Source organism: Candidatus Methanosphaera massiliense (assembly GCF_028890305.1).
GTDB lineage: Archaea > Methanobacteriota > Methanobacteria > Methanobacteriales > Methanobacteriaceae > Methanosphaera > Methanosphaera massiliense.
In genome coordinates, this window is record NZ_JARBXM010000001.1 from 1,435,890 (window position 1) to 1,451,275 (window position 15,386).

Genomic DNA, 15,386 nt, shown 5'->3' on the forward strand with positions numbered 1-15,386 from the left:
GTCTGGGTTATTGACACCCCACCAATTATCATTGATGTTATATATACTGCTGTCATCAAATGATATTAAGTTTTTGGCTTTGTAGAAATCCTATTTTTGCAAAATTTGAATAGATCTATAAATATTATAAAACACATTTTTTAATTTTGTTTCTTTTATTTGTAATTTCGTAGATCTACTATTGTTTATTCCATTAAATCTTCTTTTTTGAATACTATTCACACATTCTACTTGATTTCTGAAGTTATATACTGGTTTTAAGAAGATAGTTCTACATTTACTCCTATATTTTCCTGATTTTTGTCTAGTTTTCACAGGTATTTGTGGTAATGCTGTTGTTTCTTCTACTATTGTTTTTTTAATTATTTCTGAGTCATATGCTCTATCTGCTAATATATACCGTGGTTTGTACTTCTTTATTGCTCTAATTGCACTTATTGCAAATACTGTATCGAATTTTGGTCCTTTTAAAGCATTGTAATGTCTTATTAACATATATTTTGAATCGATTGTGATATGGTTTTTTATGTATTGTCGTCTTGTTTTATTTGTTCTATTGTTGTAATAGATGTCTGAATAGGAATTAGTGTATCCTGTTCCATCTAAACTGAAATAACACTCTTTCACAGGGAAATATTGTAATAATAGTCTGTTAATATTGTTTATTTGTTTTGTTTCTATTCTTTTGAAGAATTTCTGAATTGTTGTGTGATGTGGTATCGTTTTTAGTCTTAAAGCTTTCTGTAATTTAGTTGATACGTTTAGATTATCAATTGTTGTTCTGTAATCGTATTTATTGTATATTTTATAAGCTATTATTGCAAATAATTGTGGTTGTGTGTATTTTTTCTTTGAATAGTGTGATGAATATTTGTTAAAAGTTAATTTAGCATAATTATATGCTGTTAATACGAAATCTAACATCATATTGTGTGTTAAATTTATTTTTTCATTTTTGGATATTTCTGATAAATAATTATTATTTTGTCTTTGAATTCCAAAATCGAAAAGTTTAAGTTGTTTAGAATTCAAATACTTATTTGTAGAATAGATATTTTCGTTTAGCATATTTATATCTATTCTACTCTTTAAATAAATACTTATTCTTATTGTATTACTTTTAAACTTATTATTATTCTTTGATTTTATAATTTAGATTAATTTCAAGTGTAATTTTTTTATTTAATTATCTATTTTCTATTATAATTTAATTTTAAAAGATCTGATAATGTTTTCATAAAGATTTTTATTATAAAATTATATGTTTTCTACAAAGCCAAGTTTTTATTAGTATTTGATATTATGACGTTGTTTGTTAAATCGAAGTTGCCTCTTTTTATGTTAACTGCTGTTCCGATTTTATTAGCTGTATTATTTAAAAATATTGATTTTTCTATTGATGAAAGATCACTTGATTCTAATGAAATTGCTCCGCCTGTTGTGTTAGCATAGTTATTTGTGAAATTAGATGATTCAATGTATAAGTAGGGATACATTCCATATATAGCTCCACCTTCGTATACTGTAGCTGTGTTATTATAAAAAGAGGAATTGTTAATATTAAGAAGTGTGTTACCCATGTGAAATATTGCTCCACCACATTTAGCATGATTACTGGAAAATATTGTGTTATTAATCTCAATATCTGAATCTATTGAATAAATGGCACCACCCATAGTAGCATGGTTATTACATAAACGTGAATCATCAATATTTATAGAAGAATTAGTTGTGTAAATAGATCCGTATTTGTTTACTGTATTATTATTGATATTAGACTCGTTAATATTTATAATAGAATTATTAGAATAAATTATATTTTCTTTAGCAGAATTATTGGTTATATTTGAATTTAAAATGGATAGATTTCCAGATTTGAAGTTAATTATACTATTATTTTTATTTATATTGTTTTTGATAATACTATTGTTTAATTGAATATTGGATTTAATAATATAGAAGACTCCATTTGGGTTATTACATGAATTATTTTCGCATGTCAAATTATTAATTGCTACGTCGCTGAAAAAACTAGTTATTAAGTGGTTATTATCTCCTGAATTATTCATAAATGTATTATTTTCCATATTTATTGTAGAAGATTCCGAATAAATTATTTCAGAATATTCTGATGCGTGATTGTTTTTAAATATTGAATTTGATAGGAATAATTTAGTGTAGGAACAAAATATACAACTTGTTGTCCTATTAATATTTGTAAAAATACAAGATGTTATAGTATTGAGTTCAACATAATGTATAGATTTAATAAAAATAGGAGAATGGTTATTGTTTGTAAAATTGTTATCAGATAAATAAATAATACCTCGAGAATATATTGCACTACCTCCATAATATATAGTATTACCCTCTGATATTATATTTTTATCATAAGTACATCTAGTCATATTTAATGTTCCATTATTATATATTGCACCACCCTTACTTGATGCGGTATTTCCTTTAAATGTTGATTTTTTTGCTATTAGAATTCCATTATTAAATATTCCTCCACCATAAGATGCATGTGAAGATGTTATTTTAACAGAATCTAACATTAAATTACCCTCATTTAGTATTGCTCCACCAATATCATAGTTGAGTGATGAATTATTAGCAACACCATTTGTTATAGTAAGAGCATGAAAGGTAACCTTACTTCCATTTCCAATGGTAAATATGTGATTTTGTTTTCCATTAATTATTACATTATTAGAACTGTTTCCATGGATATTAATATTTTTTGAAATGGTAATGTTATACTCTGTGTATGTACCATTATCAAGATATATTGTACCTCCATCATTAACTATTCTTAATGCTTCTCTTATTGTAGCTTTAGGAGAACTACTATTACCTGTGTTAGAATCTTGTCCAGTTTTACTAACATACACTTCATCTAAACTATTTGTAGAAGTTTTAATTATTTTAGTTGATGAATTAGTAGAATTATTTGAATTAATAGAGATAATTTTGTTATTTATATAATTATTTTTAGAAGAATTAATTATGCTTGTATTTATTGAATCATGATTGAGTTTAGTATTCTTTTTTGAAGTAATACTCTTATTAGAATTAATTGCACTATTATCTTTATTGTACTCTAAATTATTGGTATGATTATGTATTATTTGATTAGAATAAATTGAATTATCGCTTACATGATGATTATAACTTGATTGATTAGATACGGAATATATCTGATTTGATGCAAATGCCGTAGAACTTAATAAGATTAACAGGATAATAAATAGTAATAATTTGTTAATTTTCATTTCTTTTCCCTCCTGCTGATTTATAATAAAAATCATTGGTTTAAATTGAATAAACCTAATACTATATCACTACTCAAAAGTATATAAAATTATCATTATTAATTATTATAATTTATTTGAAAATATAGCATTACAAAACCATTTATAATAATTAGTATGGATTAAATACGTAATATCAATTAAAAATATTAAATATATTTAATTTTATTAGTAATACCTCTTATATAACGATAAATCATACAGCAATTAATGAAATAATAACCAAATGGTAAACAACTACTTAAAAATAACTAATAGAAAAATATTCTAATAGTATACCTCCTAACAGATAATACTATTGATTAATTATTATTTTTTAGAGAATAGGGGAAAAATATTAATTAAATGAAGATTTTCAAGATAAATATAGTATGTCGTACTTTTATTTCATCGTTTATTATACTTATTGAATTATATCATATTTTAAAAAAGATTTGGTAAAATCAATATTAATAACTTTAAGTTAGAGTTTTCACGTGATATTATTAACTTTTTTTTAAATTAGCTGAATCCGTTATGAATTGATATATTATTGTATAAAAGTTAGGTGATTTTGGTAATGTCTCTAATTGTTATTTCAGATTATATCAAAAAAAATAAATAAAAAATACAAGTAATATATAATCATGCTTAAAATCCCTTGGTGGAGGCATTAATATTACAGATAATAATATAGAAAATGATGAAACTCAACTTTTAATAAATGAAAATAATAAGATTATTTTGAAAAATCTTAGTAATGCTGGTTTACGTGTATTGATTATGTGGTTTTTATCTAAAGAGAAATTACATGGATATATATTGATAAAGAAAATTAATCAGTTCTTTAAGCCTCAAATTGATCATAATTTGATGACACCTATAAGAGCTAGTAAAATGTATCCTGTATTAAAACGTATGGAAGAGGATGGCTTAATTATTAGTTCTGAGGGTATGCATAATAATAAAAAGGTTAAGGAATATGAGATAACACCACAGGGTTATGAAGTATATCATACAATTAGATTACAATTAAAAGAATTTATAGAATCAGATATGTGGTTTGATTTTTTATTGGATTTATTAGTAACAGAATAAGGGTTATATCAATTAATTAGAGTTTTCATATAAACAGTTATATAAAAAAAAAGAAGTAGTGTAAAAAAAAAATAATAGTTGAATTAATAACTTTTTTTATTCTTTACTAATTTTAATCATTTCACTTAGTAGTGTGTGTCCAACGATTGTACCATATTTTCCTTTTGACATGTCTTCAGAGAATACTTCTGTTGCATCTGGTTCTTTTATGCTGGTACTGTAGATTGCAAATGGTACTGGAGTCATAGTATGTGTTTTTACATTAATTGGTGTTGGATGATCAGGTAATACTGCTATTGTGTATTCTTCATCTATATTTGGTAATTCTTTTAATAGTTTTTCAAGAATTATACTGTCAATGTTTTCTATTGCTCTTATTTTTTCAGGTAAGTTACCCTCATGACCTGCTTCATCAGGTGCTTCAATGTGTATGAATTGTACATCATGTGTTTTAAGAGATTCTAGTGCATAATCAACCTTGTTCTGGTAGTTTGTATCAAAGTATGCTGTTGCTCCAGGTACTTCTATTACATCTAATCCTATGTATGTACTTATACCTTTTAGTAGGTCTACTCCTGTTATTGTTGCTCCTTTTAATCCGTATTTTTCTTGGAAGTTGCCTATAACTGGTTTGGATCCTTGTCCCCATAACCATATCATATTAGCAGGTAATTTTCCTTCTTCTATTCTTTTCTTGTTTACAGGATGGTTTTCCAGTACTTCTATTGAATCTTCCATTAGTTTGTTGATTATTCTTGATTTCTCGTTATCTGGTTTTAGGTTGTTGTCAGATGTTTGTTGTCCTACAACATCATGTGGTGGTGTTGATGTTAAATCTTCCATTTCTATGTCATTGATTACGAAGAGGTTTCTGTAGCTTACTCCTGTGTAGAATTTTCCTATGTCTCCGAATTTTTCATTTAATGTTTTTATTAGTTCATCTGCCTCTTCTGTTGTTATGTGATCTGCTGTGAAGTCATTTATTGCTCCATCTTTAATGTTGATGAAGTTTAGTCTGAATGCTACGTCATTATCATTTAGTTCAACTCCTACACTTGGTGCTTCGAGTGGTCCTCTTCCTTTTAGCATTGATGGGTCAAATCCCATTATTGACGTGTTTGCCACATCGGATCCTGGTGTTTTTCCATCTGGTACATTTTTTGTTAATCCTGTATATCCATTTTTTGCTATGAAGTCCATGTTTGGTGTGTTTGCATGTACTACGGGTGTTTCTCCGTTGATTTCTTTTATTGGTTCGTCTGCCATTCCGTCAGCTATTACTATTACGTATTTCATAGAATCACTTAATTTTTATATTTTCTTATTTTATTATATTTAATTAGATATTTTTAATTCTTTTCATAATTTTTAGGTTAACCTTAAATTTTTGTGTTGTGTACATGGTTACACATGCATCTTTCCTTACTATATGGCTGTCCAGAGATATCCCAGTCAATCATGTCATAATTTTTAAACACGTCCTTGACAACATCCCTAATTTCCATCATTGCAAGACCAAAATAATTATGACCCCTGTATTTACCATCATCTTCGATAATACCAAATTCCAGGTTATCACTCTTAAATAAGATAGGATGGTCACCAGTTTTTATTAATTCCTTAGTAAAATTAATATCTGCTATAATCTTATAATATAATGCATTAAGATAAACTGTATACTTTAATTCATCCCATACAACTGATGGTTTATCACGGAAATCCTCTTCTGATAATTCAATAATCTCCTTAACAGAGGAATAGGTACCAGTGCCTATATGAATATGGTAGGAAGTATCCTTATATATTGTATCATACATGAAAATATTTTCACCAGCAGTATTAACATCCAGATCATATTTGGGCCTACCATCTTCACTCCATAACTTAATGAATAATGGCTTGGATTTACTTGTAAGATACTTAACTGTATCATCATTTAATGATTCTGACGGACTTATCTCAGATGCGAATGTTGGAGCTACTGGGAATAACTTTTCATATTCTGTCCTGTTTTCCACTTGTTTATTATATTTAACAAGGTACTCTGCACCTGTGCCTGTCTTCCAGAAACTAGAATTTTGAGGGGTTGTCGGATATTTTATCCATGGAGGTGCTATATATTTTCTATTATCTTGCATAAGTTAATCAATTCCTTTTAAATCTTTTATTGTATCTGTATTTATTACGAGAGATTTATTTTAAATTCTTTTAAATTCCCGAGAAAAAGTAGTGAAAATTAGTTTTTAGTATATGATATAATAAAAAAATGTAGAAGCAGAATATAATACATTTAATTTGTATTATATTTTCCTATACTAATTATATCACTTAGTAATGCTGAAGCAGTTTCAATACTACCAGCACCAACACCTACAACTGTAACATCCTCTGATAAATCAGTTTTAAGTGTTATTACATTTAATGTACCGTTTACTGCAAATGGTGAACCTTCTTTTACTAACATTGGAGCAACAGTTAATTTACCATCATTTGCTTCTGCTACTAATTTAATTAAATATCCATCTTTAAGAGCAAGTTTAACTGCATTTGATGAAATATCTGAAATTCCATGTAGTGATACATCATCTAGTGTTACATCCCATCCCATTAAAGAGTTTGCTATGATAACAATTTTACATGCAGCATCTAATCCTTCTACATCCTGGTATGGATTTGTCTCTGCAATACCTAGCTCCTGTGCCTCTTTAAGTGTTGGCTCATATTCTGTTCCTTCATTTGCCATACGTGATAGTATGTAATTAGTTGTACCATTTAATATACCTTGTACTGAATGAATTTTGTTACCTGCTAATGATTCTCTTGCTAGGTTAATAACAGGCATTGTTCCACCAACAGATGCTTCAAATCTGAATTTGATATTATTTTCACGTGCTGTGTCAATTAATGTTTTGAAATTTAATGCTAATGGACCTTTGTTTGATGTTACAACATCCTTCTTATCATTCATAGCTTTAAGTATATGTGACTGAGTTGGTTCTCCATCTTCAATATTTGTAGGAGTTACTTCTACCAGACAATCATATTCTGCTTTGTCTAATACTGCAATACCATCAATATCACTTACACCATAATCAGGGTAATCTTTTATTTTTCCAGTTTCTTCTTTAGTATCTAAAGCTAGTTGTGGATCTAATCCATCAGGATTTATTGCAGCTCCTGATCTGTCAGATATAGCAGTAATCACTAAATCTAGATTATATCTTTCAATTAATTCATCATGCTTCATCTGTACTACTTTTGCTAGTCCCTGTCCAACAGCTCCAAAACCAAGAATACATAATCTCATTTTATTTGAACTCATCAAATTAACTCCCCTAGATTTCCTTAATTAATACTAAATCGTCTTCATCTGCAATTTCTTGTATTTGACGAATAGCTTCTAAGCGTTTATTATTCCTAGTTTCAATAACTACTTTACATACAGATTCTTTAAGGTCATTACCTATGTTAAGATCGACGCTAGAGATTTTAATGTTTTTTAGTTGGTCAATTTTATGCACTGTATCCATCATGTTATTTGTTGAAATATTTCCTAATAGTAGGAATGTCTGTGTTTCCTTCTGTAATACACCATCTATCTCCACTATATCTATATTTTCTGCACGGATTACTTCAAGACCTCTTTTTAGTATATCACGTGATCCTTCTATTGTGAAGTGTACTGGTATTTTACCATCAACGGTTCTATTATCATGTTCATGTATAATAGTGGATACATTAGCACCTAACCCTGATAATGGTCGTAAAATATTAACTAATTGCCCAGGAGTATCTGGTAATTCTATTAATAATTTTAGTCTCATTTTGTCCATTTCCCCTTCTCGGCTATTACACTGCCCTGTTTATCAACGTGAGCGTTACGTAAGATTTTTTCAGGATTTTTTTCTACTTTTTCATCTTCTCGTGTTCTGTTTAGATTATCTACCATGTATTGTGTTTCTTCTAAATCTGGTATTTGATCTAATACATCTGAGAACTTTTTCAATATATTTTCTGCTTCTTTTTCTATTTCCATACATAATGCTCCTTTGTATTTTTTTAGTGTTATTATTAATATACGCTATTGTTATTTATTATATTTATTTTAATTTAAATAGATTTATATAATATAGCTTCTATTTTATTTAATTATACTCTTGTAGGGTTCTTTTTTAATAATTTTTTTTCTGATTATTTTATCAATTCCTGTACCATATTGTGCCGCCTTTTTAGGCCTGTATGCTATCTGTTCTGGTACACCGATTTCATATGCTGCATCTCTAAGTATATGTTTTCGCATGTTATCCTCTGCTGAATCTAAGAGGTACTTTACTGGCATGTGCAGTGCTGTGTTTATCACCTTCTTGTCAAGAAATGGTACTCTTAGTTCTACTGAGTTACTCATTGTTGCCTTATCATCTCTTTCTAAGTTAACATCATAGATATTGTTAAGGTCATGTTCTAGTTCTTTGATTAGTTCGTCTTGCTGGCTGTATTTTTTCTTGTATCTATTGTATCCGGCAAATAATTCATCTGCTCCTTGTCCTGATAATATGACTTTATGATTATTTTCATGTGCTAGCTGTGATGTTAGCTTAATTGTCATGCCAACCCCTATTTTCATAAGATTCTTGTCTTCAATTGTATCTATTGTAGGACAGAATTCATCTAACACCACGTCCTTATCAATTATCCTAGTTACTATAGGTAAATCTATATTTGATGCTGTTTTTCTTGCTACTTTTAAGTCCTGACTATTTTCAGTGCCAATAGTATACAATGTAGTGTCAACATCATACTGTTTTAGTATAGTAGCAATCAGTGTACTGTCTACACCGCCAGAAAATAATAATGCCACATCATCCAGGTCATCTACACGTTTAAGAACAGCTTCTATTATTGCTTCCTTTAAAGATTCCTTAGCATAATCATAATCTGTGTATGGCTCCGCATGCTTCCATTGTGAGCGTACCTCCACTATATCATCATTATATATCATACAGGTAGGCTTAAGATTATAAATACTAGTCATGCCAATTTCCTTTAATGCCTTCTGTTCAGATGCAAATGCAAATGTATTATCATCATATGCATAGTATACTGGTTTAACACCAACACAATCACGGATAACAATATAATCCGCGCCATCCGTAATACAAAAAGCATAATCACCATCAAAGAAGGGTATAGCTCTTAAAACAGCGTCCTTTAAATCATCATCATAGAAGTGTTCAATAACCTTTAAGATAATCTCACAATCAGAGTTAGTTTTTAGATTAGTTAAATTAAATTCATCAATCAGATTCTTATAATTATATAATTCAGCATTGGATACTAATACCAGATTGCTGGCAACAATAGGCTGTAATTCATTTGTACCTACAATTGATAATAAATTATGTCCAATCATAAAATCCGAGTCATTAATATCATCTACCTGACTATTATATGCTATCCGGGTACCTGAATAAACGCCCTTTCCATCAGGTCCTCTGTGGGATAAAACATCTAGCATACATAGTAATCTGTCTTTAACATTTACTCCATTAATACCAGCAATTGAACACATAAAAATATTACCCTAAATAGATTCTATTAAAAAAAGTTTTATTATGGGTGGTTATAGTAATTTAGATAAAATAAATAATTAATTTATAAATAATTTAAAAGCATGATCCAAACTACTAACCACATGAAATAAAATGGTAATATACCATTAGTAATCCATGATCCTAATGATATCTTTTCTCTTCCGTATTTACTTTCAGCCAGTTTACCTAATAAGTATACAATTACAATAGATATTAGTACACCTAACATTTCATTAGTTATAGGTAATACTCCTGTACTGAAAGCATATGATATGATTCCTGCTACAATTCCGCCTATGATATGTTCATAGGACATTATACTTACTTCATCCATTATATCAACGTCTTTATATTATTCCCTAAATCAGATTATATATAGATTTCTATAATATTATTAATATACTTTATTCTATTAACAGAAAACTGACAGTAGTATAATAATTCAATAGATAACAATAATTTAACTATTTTCTAATCAAATGACGCCTATAAATGTCTAAGTACTCATCAGCCATCTGTTCTGTAGATTTAAACTGTATTTCCTGTATTTCACGGGCAACCTTCAAGTAATTATCATAATCATCAAAAATACTGATTATCTGATGATATGCTTTCTCCGGATTACCTGAAATTAGGAAACCACCACCATTAGCATGAATTCTCTCACCTAATGCACCAATATCCATCGATACAACTGGAACACCACAGCTCCATGATTCAGATAAAGTATGACAGTATGTTTCAGGCCATATTGAGAATATACCAATTAAATGTGGATTAATCTCATATACTAACCTGCAAAACTCACTTCTTTTATATGGTCCATGAAGTACACCCACCTCTTCTAGATGATAATCCGGATTAACATTACCTATAAAGTGTAATTCCAGCTTATTATTTACATCAAACTTTTTCATAGCTTTAATAAATAATCCGCCCTTACTTGCACTAATATTACCTGGAATAACAATTCGTATAGGTTCCTCACTATCAAGTGGTGGTATAATCTTATCCACATTATCAGGTGTTTTTAAGTCACGTCCATGCTCTATAATATCAAACTCCTCATCACCTAATTGAGGATAGAATTCATTATAGATATCATATGCTGACTTGGATGTTGTTACAAAAGCTGAGCAACATGATAACATGTCACTAACATATTTTCTCCAAGTAGTGATGAACGGTTTTAGTAATGGAGCATCTAATCCCATTGTAATATTACATTGTCCTTCATAGGTATCTGTACTGGTTATTGGCGTACAGTGTCCTCCGCAGTAATTATTCTTGTCATCAATTAAGTTATGTGCCGGGCATACATAGTAGAAGTCATGGAATGATAATATTACTGGAATACCCATTGCCCGTGCAATGTATGGCATGTCAAATGAGTGTCTTATAAGATGTCTTATATGAACTATGTCTATATGCAATATTTTTAGGATATTGAAGTATATTATTGCAAACTCCTTAATTCGTGGATTTTTAATTGAATATTTTGACTTATAATTCCATGATGCTAACTGGAATAGATGACCCTTAAATTCATCATCATTTCCCTCATCGCTACCAAAATCACTGTACTTATACAGTTTAAAGTCTTTTCTGCTAGCTGTAAGAAGGTAAACATCCATTGTCTTATTAATATGCCTCATAAGATCTACACTAGTATATAATGTGCCGCCCTTTCCTTGGTGTATCACGTATAATATTCTCTTCCTATTATACTTATCTTTACAATCTGACTGTAGAGTATAGCCTATTTGTCTTCTTATATTAGCATATGAAGGTGATTTAACAAAATTATTTACTCGTTTCTTATATGATGGATGTCGTTTTTTAACATAGTTTTTATGTTTATCTATTAATTTCTGTTTTTCTTCACCAAATGACACGTTACGATTATGATAAATGTATGTTGATGTATCTACTACATTCTTCCATCCAGCATTTACTAGTCTCATACAGAAATCATTTTCTTCACCATAACCTTTACCATATAATAGGTCTAATGGTCCTACATCACGTAATGCTTCCTGTTTAATATACATACAGAATCCATTACCTGTTGGAACATCAATAAGTACATTATCACTAATCTTCTCTACTATATTAGCTGTACCCTGTATTCCTAATTCTTCATCAATGATATTATCCTTATTAATTACAGGTACAGAGAATGCTCCAGCATTATTAGATACAGGTGTCACTGTTGCTATCTTTGAATCAGAGTATGCTGCAAATTTCAGTTTCTGCAGCCATTTATATGTGACTATTGTATCACTGTTTAGCATCACAACATCCTTATCACCTGATATGCTAAATCCTATGTTAATGTTTCTGACAAATCCCTGGTTTGACTGGTTATTCACAAAGAATACATTATCCTCTTTTGATAACTCTGTTAGTAATTGCTCTATTCTTGAATCAGTACTGCAGTCATTGATTAATACCAGTTCATATGGTAACAGTGTATATTTCTTCACTGATTCTATACATGCCTTTGTTTCCTCGTATGCATTGTATATTGGTATGATTATTAATGTCTTCCTCTGCATTTCATCAATTATAGGATCTAACTCCTTTGATGCATATTTTAATTCTAGTTTTGATTGTGTTTGATGCAGTACTCTTTGGAAGTATTGATTTTTAAAGTAGAATATATCGCTTTTATCATATTGGAAGTTATTCTTCCAGCATACATAGTTGAAGCTTATCTGGTCTCTACGGCTATGATTTATTACTTCGTTATACCATTGTTCCATGATATTTATTACTTCTCTATCATGATGATTCCTGAAGAGTATTCCACTTGCTATTAATCCATTATGTGCTGGCAGTCCTTCCTCTTTGTATTTCTGCACCTGTGAATCTATAATTTCTGGTGAATCCTTTTTGAGTCTTTTACATGCCTCTGCTTCATCATATATACAGTTTCGTTCCTCGTGTTGGATTGCTAGTAGTTTTCCATGTTTATTGTATTTGTTAATGTAGTGTTTTATGTCACCTATAACATCAAAGTTGGAGTCTATCCATATTGTATAATCATAGTCTGCCAGGTATTTGTGTGGAAGTATTTTATAGTGTCTTGCCTTTCTTATTTCATCCAAGTCCAGATCTTCCATCATTCTAATCTGCCAGAAGTTTGATTTAAGTTCAGGGTTATCTGTATAGCATATGTAGTCAAAGTCCGGTTCTATTACTGTTGGCAGTATTAATTCATCATAGTTTCCGGTTACTGCCGTATATACTGCTACTTTCTTATCTGTGAAATCTATGAATTGTTTTTTCTGTTCTACTATGTCTTCGAATGAATCCTGCGGATTTAATGTGTTTTCTATGACATCTAACAGTTCTTCATCCTTGAAGTATAATCCCTCGTATAATGTTTCTATTTCCATGTATGTGACTAGTTTCATGAATTCTGATTGCTCTGTATGATCTGGCCTGTAGTAGTTGTAGAAGTGTCTTACATATAACATGTCTATTTTCAGGTTTACTAGGATGTTAAAGTAGAATGTTTTGAAGTCTTCTATCTGGTCTATTGCCCATTGTCTTACTGTGATGAATGTACCTATATGGTTATATATCTGTAGTGCTAGTTTATTTTCATCATAATCTATTGTTAGTATGTAACAGTAGTAGTGCCTAGACATTTCATAGAAGTTCTTATCCAGGTATGGTTCTGTATCATTCATACGTGTAACGTATAATATTCTCTCAGAATCCTTGTATGGCTTTATATGCTGTTTCATACGATTTAATGAGTTTTTTAGTTTATCTGAGTCAACAAATTCATCCCATAAATCATATACATCTGGATGTCTTTGTCTTATTATCTTCTTATTAGCCTGTTTTAGTTTTGCTGTTTTTTCTGTTGTGAATGAGGCATGGCGTCTATGATAAACAAATACTGATGTGTTACGTATGTTTTTCCATCCTTTCTCTCTTGCCCTTGATGTGAAATCTGTTTCCTCACCATATCCCCTGCCAAATATTTCATCAAATAAGCCCACATCATCTATTGCCACACGCTTAATAAATAGGCAGAATCCATTTCCTGTCGGACTTTGAATGTATTCCTCCTTTGAAAGCTTGTTTACTTGACGTGCATTTTTATCCAGATATAATAAGTCATTGGTTTCTCCTAGCTCTTGCACTGCTATATCTGATGAGTTACTAATTGGTGTCACTGTTGCTATTCTACCATCACGGTATGCGGATAATACTATCTGAGATAACCATCTAGGTGTTACTATTGTATCACTATTTAATAGCACTACATCTCCCGTTGATGCTTTTATACCCATGTTAATGTTTTTCACAAATCCCTGGTTCTGCTTGTTTTGTATTATTCTGACAAATGGTATGTCCTCCACATAGTTTAGCAGTACATTTATTCGCGGATCTGTACTGCAGTCATTGATGAGTATTAATTCATAGTTTATATGCGTGTTTAATAGTACGCTTCTGATGCATTCCTTAGTTTCCTCGTATGCATTATATATCGGTATGATGATTGATACCTTGTCCTGTAAGTGGTTATAGATTTTATGTGATAGTATTCCATGGAAGCGTGTGTCAAAGTTATCTTTTACTTCTCCTGCGTATGGGTATGCCCTGTATGATGCTGTATTTCCATATTCCAGGTAGTGATATAGCGGGTTTATTGTTATTTTATCCCCGGCTATGTTGTTTGTGTATTCCTTGGTGTTGAAGAATCTGGATGGATTTAATCCTTTTTCTGCACCTATTAATATGTAGTGTATTATTGGATCCATGTCTCCTATTGGTTCATCCAAGTTTTCTAGGTAGTAGTTAGTGTCAAATAGTGTTGAATCATAGATTTTATTATAGTATCTTTGTATTTTTTCATTGTTTTTATATTCCTCGTGTTCATCGAAGTTTATTCTGTCATATCTATAGTTTCTTTTCTCGTCTATTCCGAGCTTTAAGAAGTGTATGAGCGGATTCATCTTTGATCTTTTCACATCAGGATATGCGTCCCGGTACCATTCCTGGCTAAAGTATCTGCTTGTAGGACATAGTTCTGTTCTTCCATGTAGTAGGAAGTATTGAATTGGTATGTCTTTACTGGTTATGTTTGGATTATTGTTGTAGTAGTAGGTGCTGTCGAAGAATTTTGATTGTTTAAGCAGTTCATAATCCTCATAGTATGCATCATATACGTGAATGTTATCTTTTTCCAAACTTTTACTCCCCTATATTAATTGTTATAATATCATAGAATTAAAAATTAAATATCCTTGTAATCATTGTTAATGTTAGATTTGTATTGTATCTTCATTAACTTGATTACTCTATTAGAGTTTTATTTTTTAGTCTAATAGTTTTATGTTAGTTTAATGTTTGTTAGAATCAGGATATAAAAATTATGTAATTA

The 15,386-nt window shown here is 29.8% G+C and carries 11 protein-coding genes; 1 reads left to right on the forward strand and 10 read right to left on the reverse strand.

All coding sequences use genetic code 11. The annotated features are described in order from the left end of the window. Positions 1-90: 90 nt before the first annotated feature. Together OTK55_RS06915 and OTK55_RS06920 are read right to left on the reverse strand one after the other, a co-directional pair. A complete protein-coding gene (locus OTK55_RS06915) occupies positions 91-1,068 on the reverse strand; it encodes a transposase (protein ID WP_274870513.1) in 978 nt (325 codons plus the stop codon). 200 nt (positions 1,069-1,268) lie between these two features. Further along, entirely contained in the window at positions 1,269-3,275 is a 2,007-nt protein-coding gene (locus OTK55_RS06920) for a hypothetical protein (protein ID WP_274871437.1), read from the reverse strand. A gap of 762 nt (positions 3,276-4,037) precedes the next feature. Between OTK55_RS06920 and OTK55_RS06925 the strand changes: the two genes are divergently transcribed. Further along, the gene (locus tag OTK55_RS06925; RefSeq protein ID WP_274871439.1) at positions 4,038-4,391 is read left to right on the forward strand and encodes a PadR family transcriptional regulator; all 354 of its coding nucleotides are present in this window, start codon (positions 4,038-4,040) and stop codon (positions 4,389-4,391) included. 96 nt (positions 4,392-4,487) lie between these two features. On the opposite strand, the gene OTK55_RS06930 is transcribed toward OTK55_RS06925, so the two are convergent. The 8 genes from OTK55_RS06930 to OTK55_RS06965 form a co-directional block, all read right to left on the reverse strand. Then, positions 4,488-5,687, reverse strand: a complete 1,200-nt coding sequence (locus OTK55_RS06930) for a cofactor-independent phosphoglycerate mutase (protein WP_274871440.1) — start codon at positions 5,685-5,687, stop codon at positions 4,488-4,490. Positions 5,688-5,770: 83 nt separating this feature from the next. Next, positions 5,771-6,529, reverse strand: coding sequence for an NADAR family protein (locus OTK55_RS06935; protein ID WP_274871441.1), 759 nt, complete (start codon positions 6,527-6,529; stop codon positions 5,771-5,773). A 152-nt stretch (positions 6,530-6,681) separates the two neighbouring features. After that, positions 6,682-7,713 (reverse strand): homoserine dehydrogenase, encoded by a 1,032-nt coding sequence (locus OTK55_RS06940; RefSeq protein WP_274871442.1) that lies wholly within the window; start codon positions 7,711-7,713, stop codon positions 6,682-6,684. Positions 7,714-7,726: 13 nt separating this feature from the next. After that, a complete protein-coding gene (locus OTK55_RS06945) occupies positions 7,727-8,224 on the reverse strand; it encodes a hypothetical protein (RefSeq protein WP_274871443.1) in 498 nt (165 codons plus the stop codon). Further along, complete coding sequence (gatC, locus tag OTK55_RS06950; protein ID WP_274871445.1) at positions 8,212-8,427, reverse strand: Asp-tRNA(Asn) amidotransferase subunit GatC; 216 nt, start codon at positions 8,425-8,427, stop codon at positions 8,212-8,214. The genes OTK55_RS06945 and gatC overlap by 13 nt, the downstream gene beginning before the upstream one ends. A gap of 105 nt (positions 8,428-8,532) precedes the next feature. Then, on the reverse strand, positions 8,533-9,960 hold the full coding sequence (locus OTK55_RS06955) for an asparagine synthetase B family protein (RefSeq protein ID WP_274871446.1): 1,428 nt from the start codon (positions 9,958-9,960) through the stop codon (positions 8,533-8,535). Positions 9,961-10,043: 83 nt separating this feature from the next. Continuing rightward, a complete protein-coding gene (locus OTK55_RS06960) occupies positions 10,044-10,316 on the reverse strand; it encodes an EMC6-like membrane protein (protein WP_274871447.1) in 273 nt (90 codons plus the stop codon). A 130-nt stretch (positions 10,317-10,446) separates the two neighbouring features. Next, on the reverse strand, positions 10,447-15,192 hold the full coding sequence (locus tag OTK55_RS06965) for a glycosyltransferase (protein WP_274871448.1): 4,746 nt from the start codon (positions 15,190-15,192) through the stop codon (positions 10,447-10,449). Positions 15,193-15,386: the final 194 nt, after the last annotated feature.

Coding starts and splice junctions, on each gene's coding strand:
- gatC (WP_274871445.1), bottom strand. CDS start 8,427: ATGGAAATAGAAAAAGAAGCAGAAAATATATTGAAAAAGTTCTCAGAT.
- OTK55_RS06930 (WP_274871440.1), bottom strand. CDS start 5,687: ATGAAATACGTAATAGTAATAGCTGACGGAATGGCAGACGAACCAATA.
- OTK55_RS06960 (WP_274871447.1), bottom strand. CDS start 10,316: ATGGATGAAGTAAGTATAATGTCCTATGAACATATCATAGGCGGAATT.
- OTK55_RS06955 (WP_274871446.1), bottom strand. CDS start 9,960: ATGTGTTCAATTGCTGGTATTAATGGAGTAAATGTTAAAGACAGATTA.
- OTK55_RS06945 (WP_274871443.1), bottom strand. CDS start 8,224: ATGGACAAAATGAGACTAAAATTATTAATAGAATTACCAGATACTCCT.
- OTK55_RS06940 (WP_274871442.1), bottom strand. CDS start 7,713: ATGAGTTCAAATAAAATGAGATTATGTATTCTTGGTTTTGGAGCTGTT.
- OTK55_RS06915 (WP_274870513.1), bottom strand. CDS start 1,068: ATGCTAAACGAAAATATCTATTCTACAAATAAGTATTTGAATTCTAAA.
- OTK55_RS06935 (WP_274871441.1), bottom strand. CDS start 6,529: ATGCAAGATAATAGAAAATATATAGCACCTCCATGGATAAAATATCCG.
- OTK55_RS06920 (WP_274871437.1), bottom strand. CDS start 3,275: ATGAAAATTAACAAATTATTACTATTTATTATCCTGTTAATCTTATTA.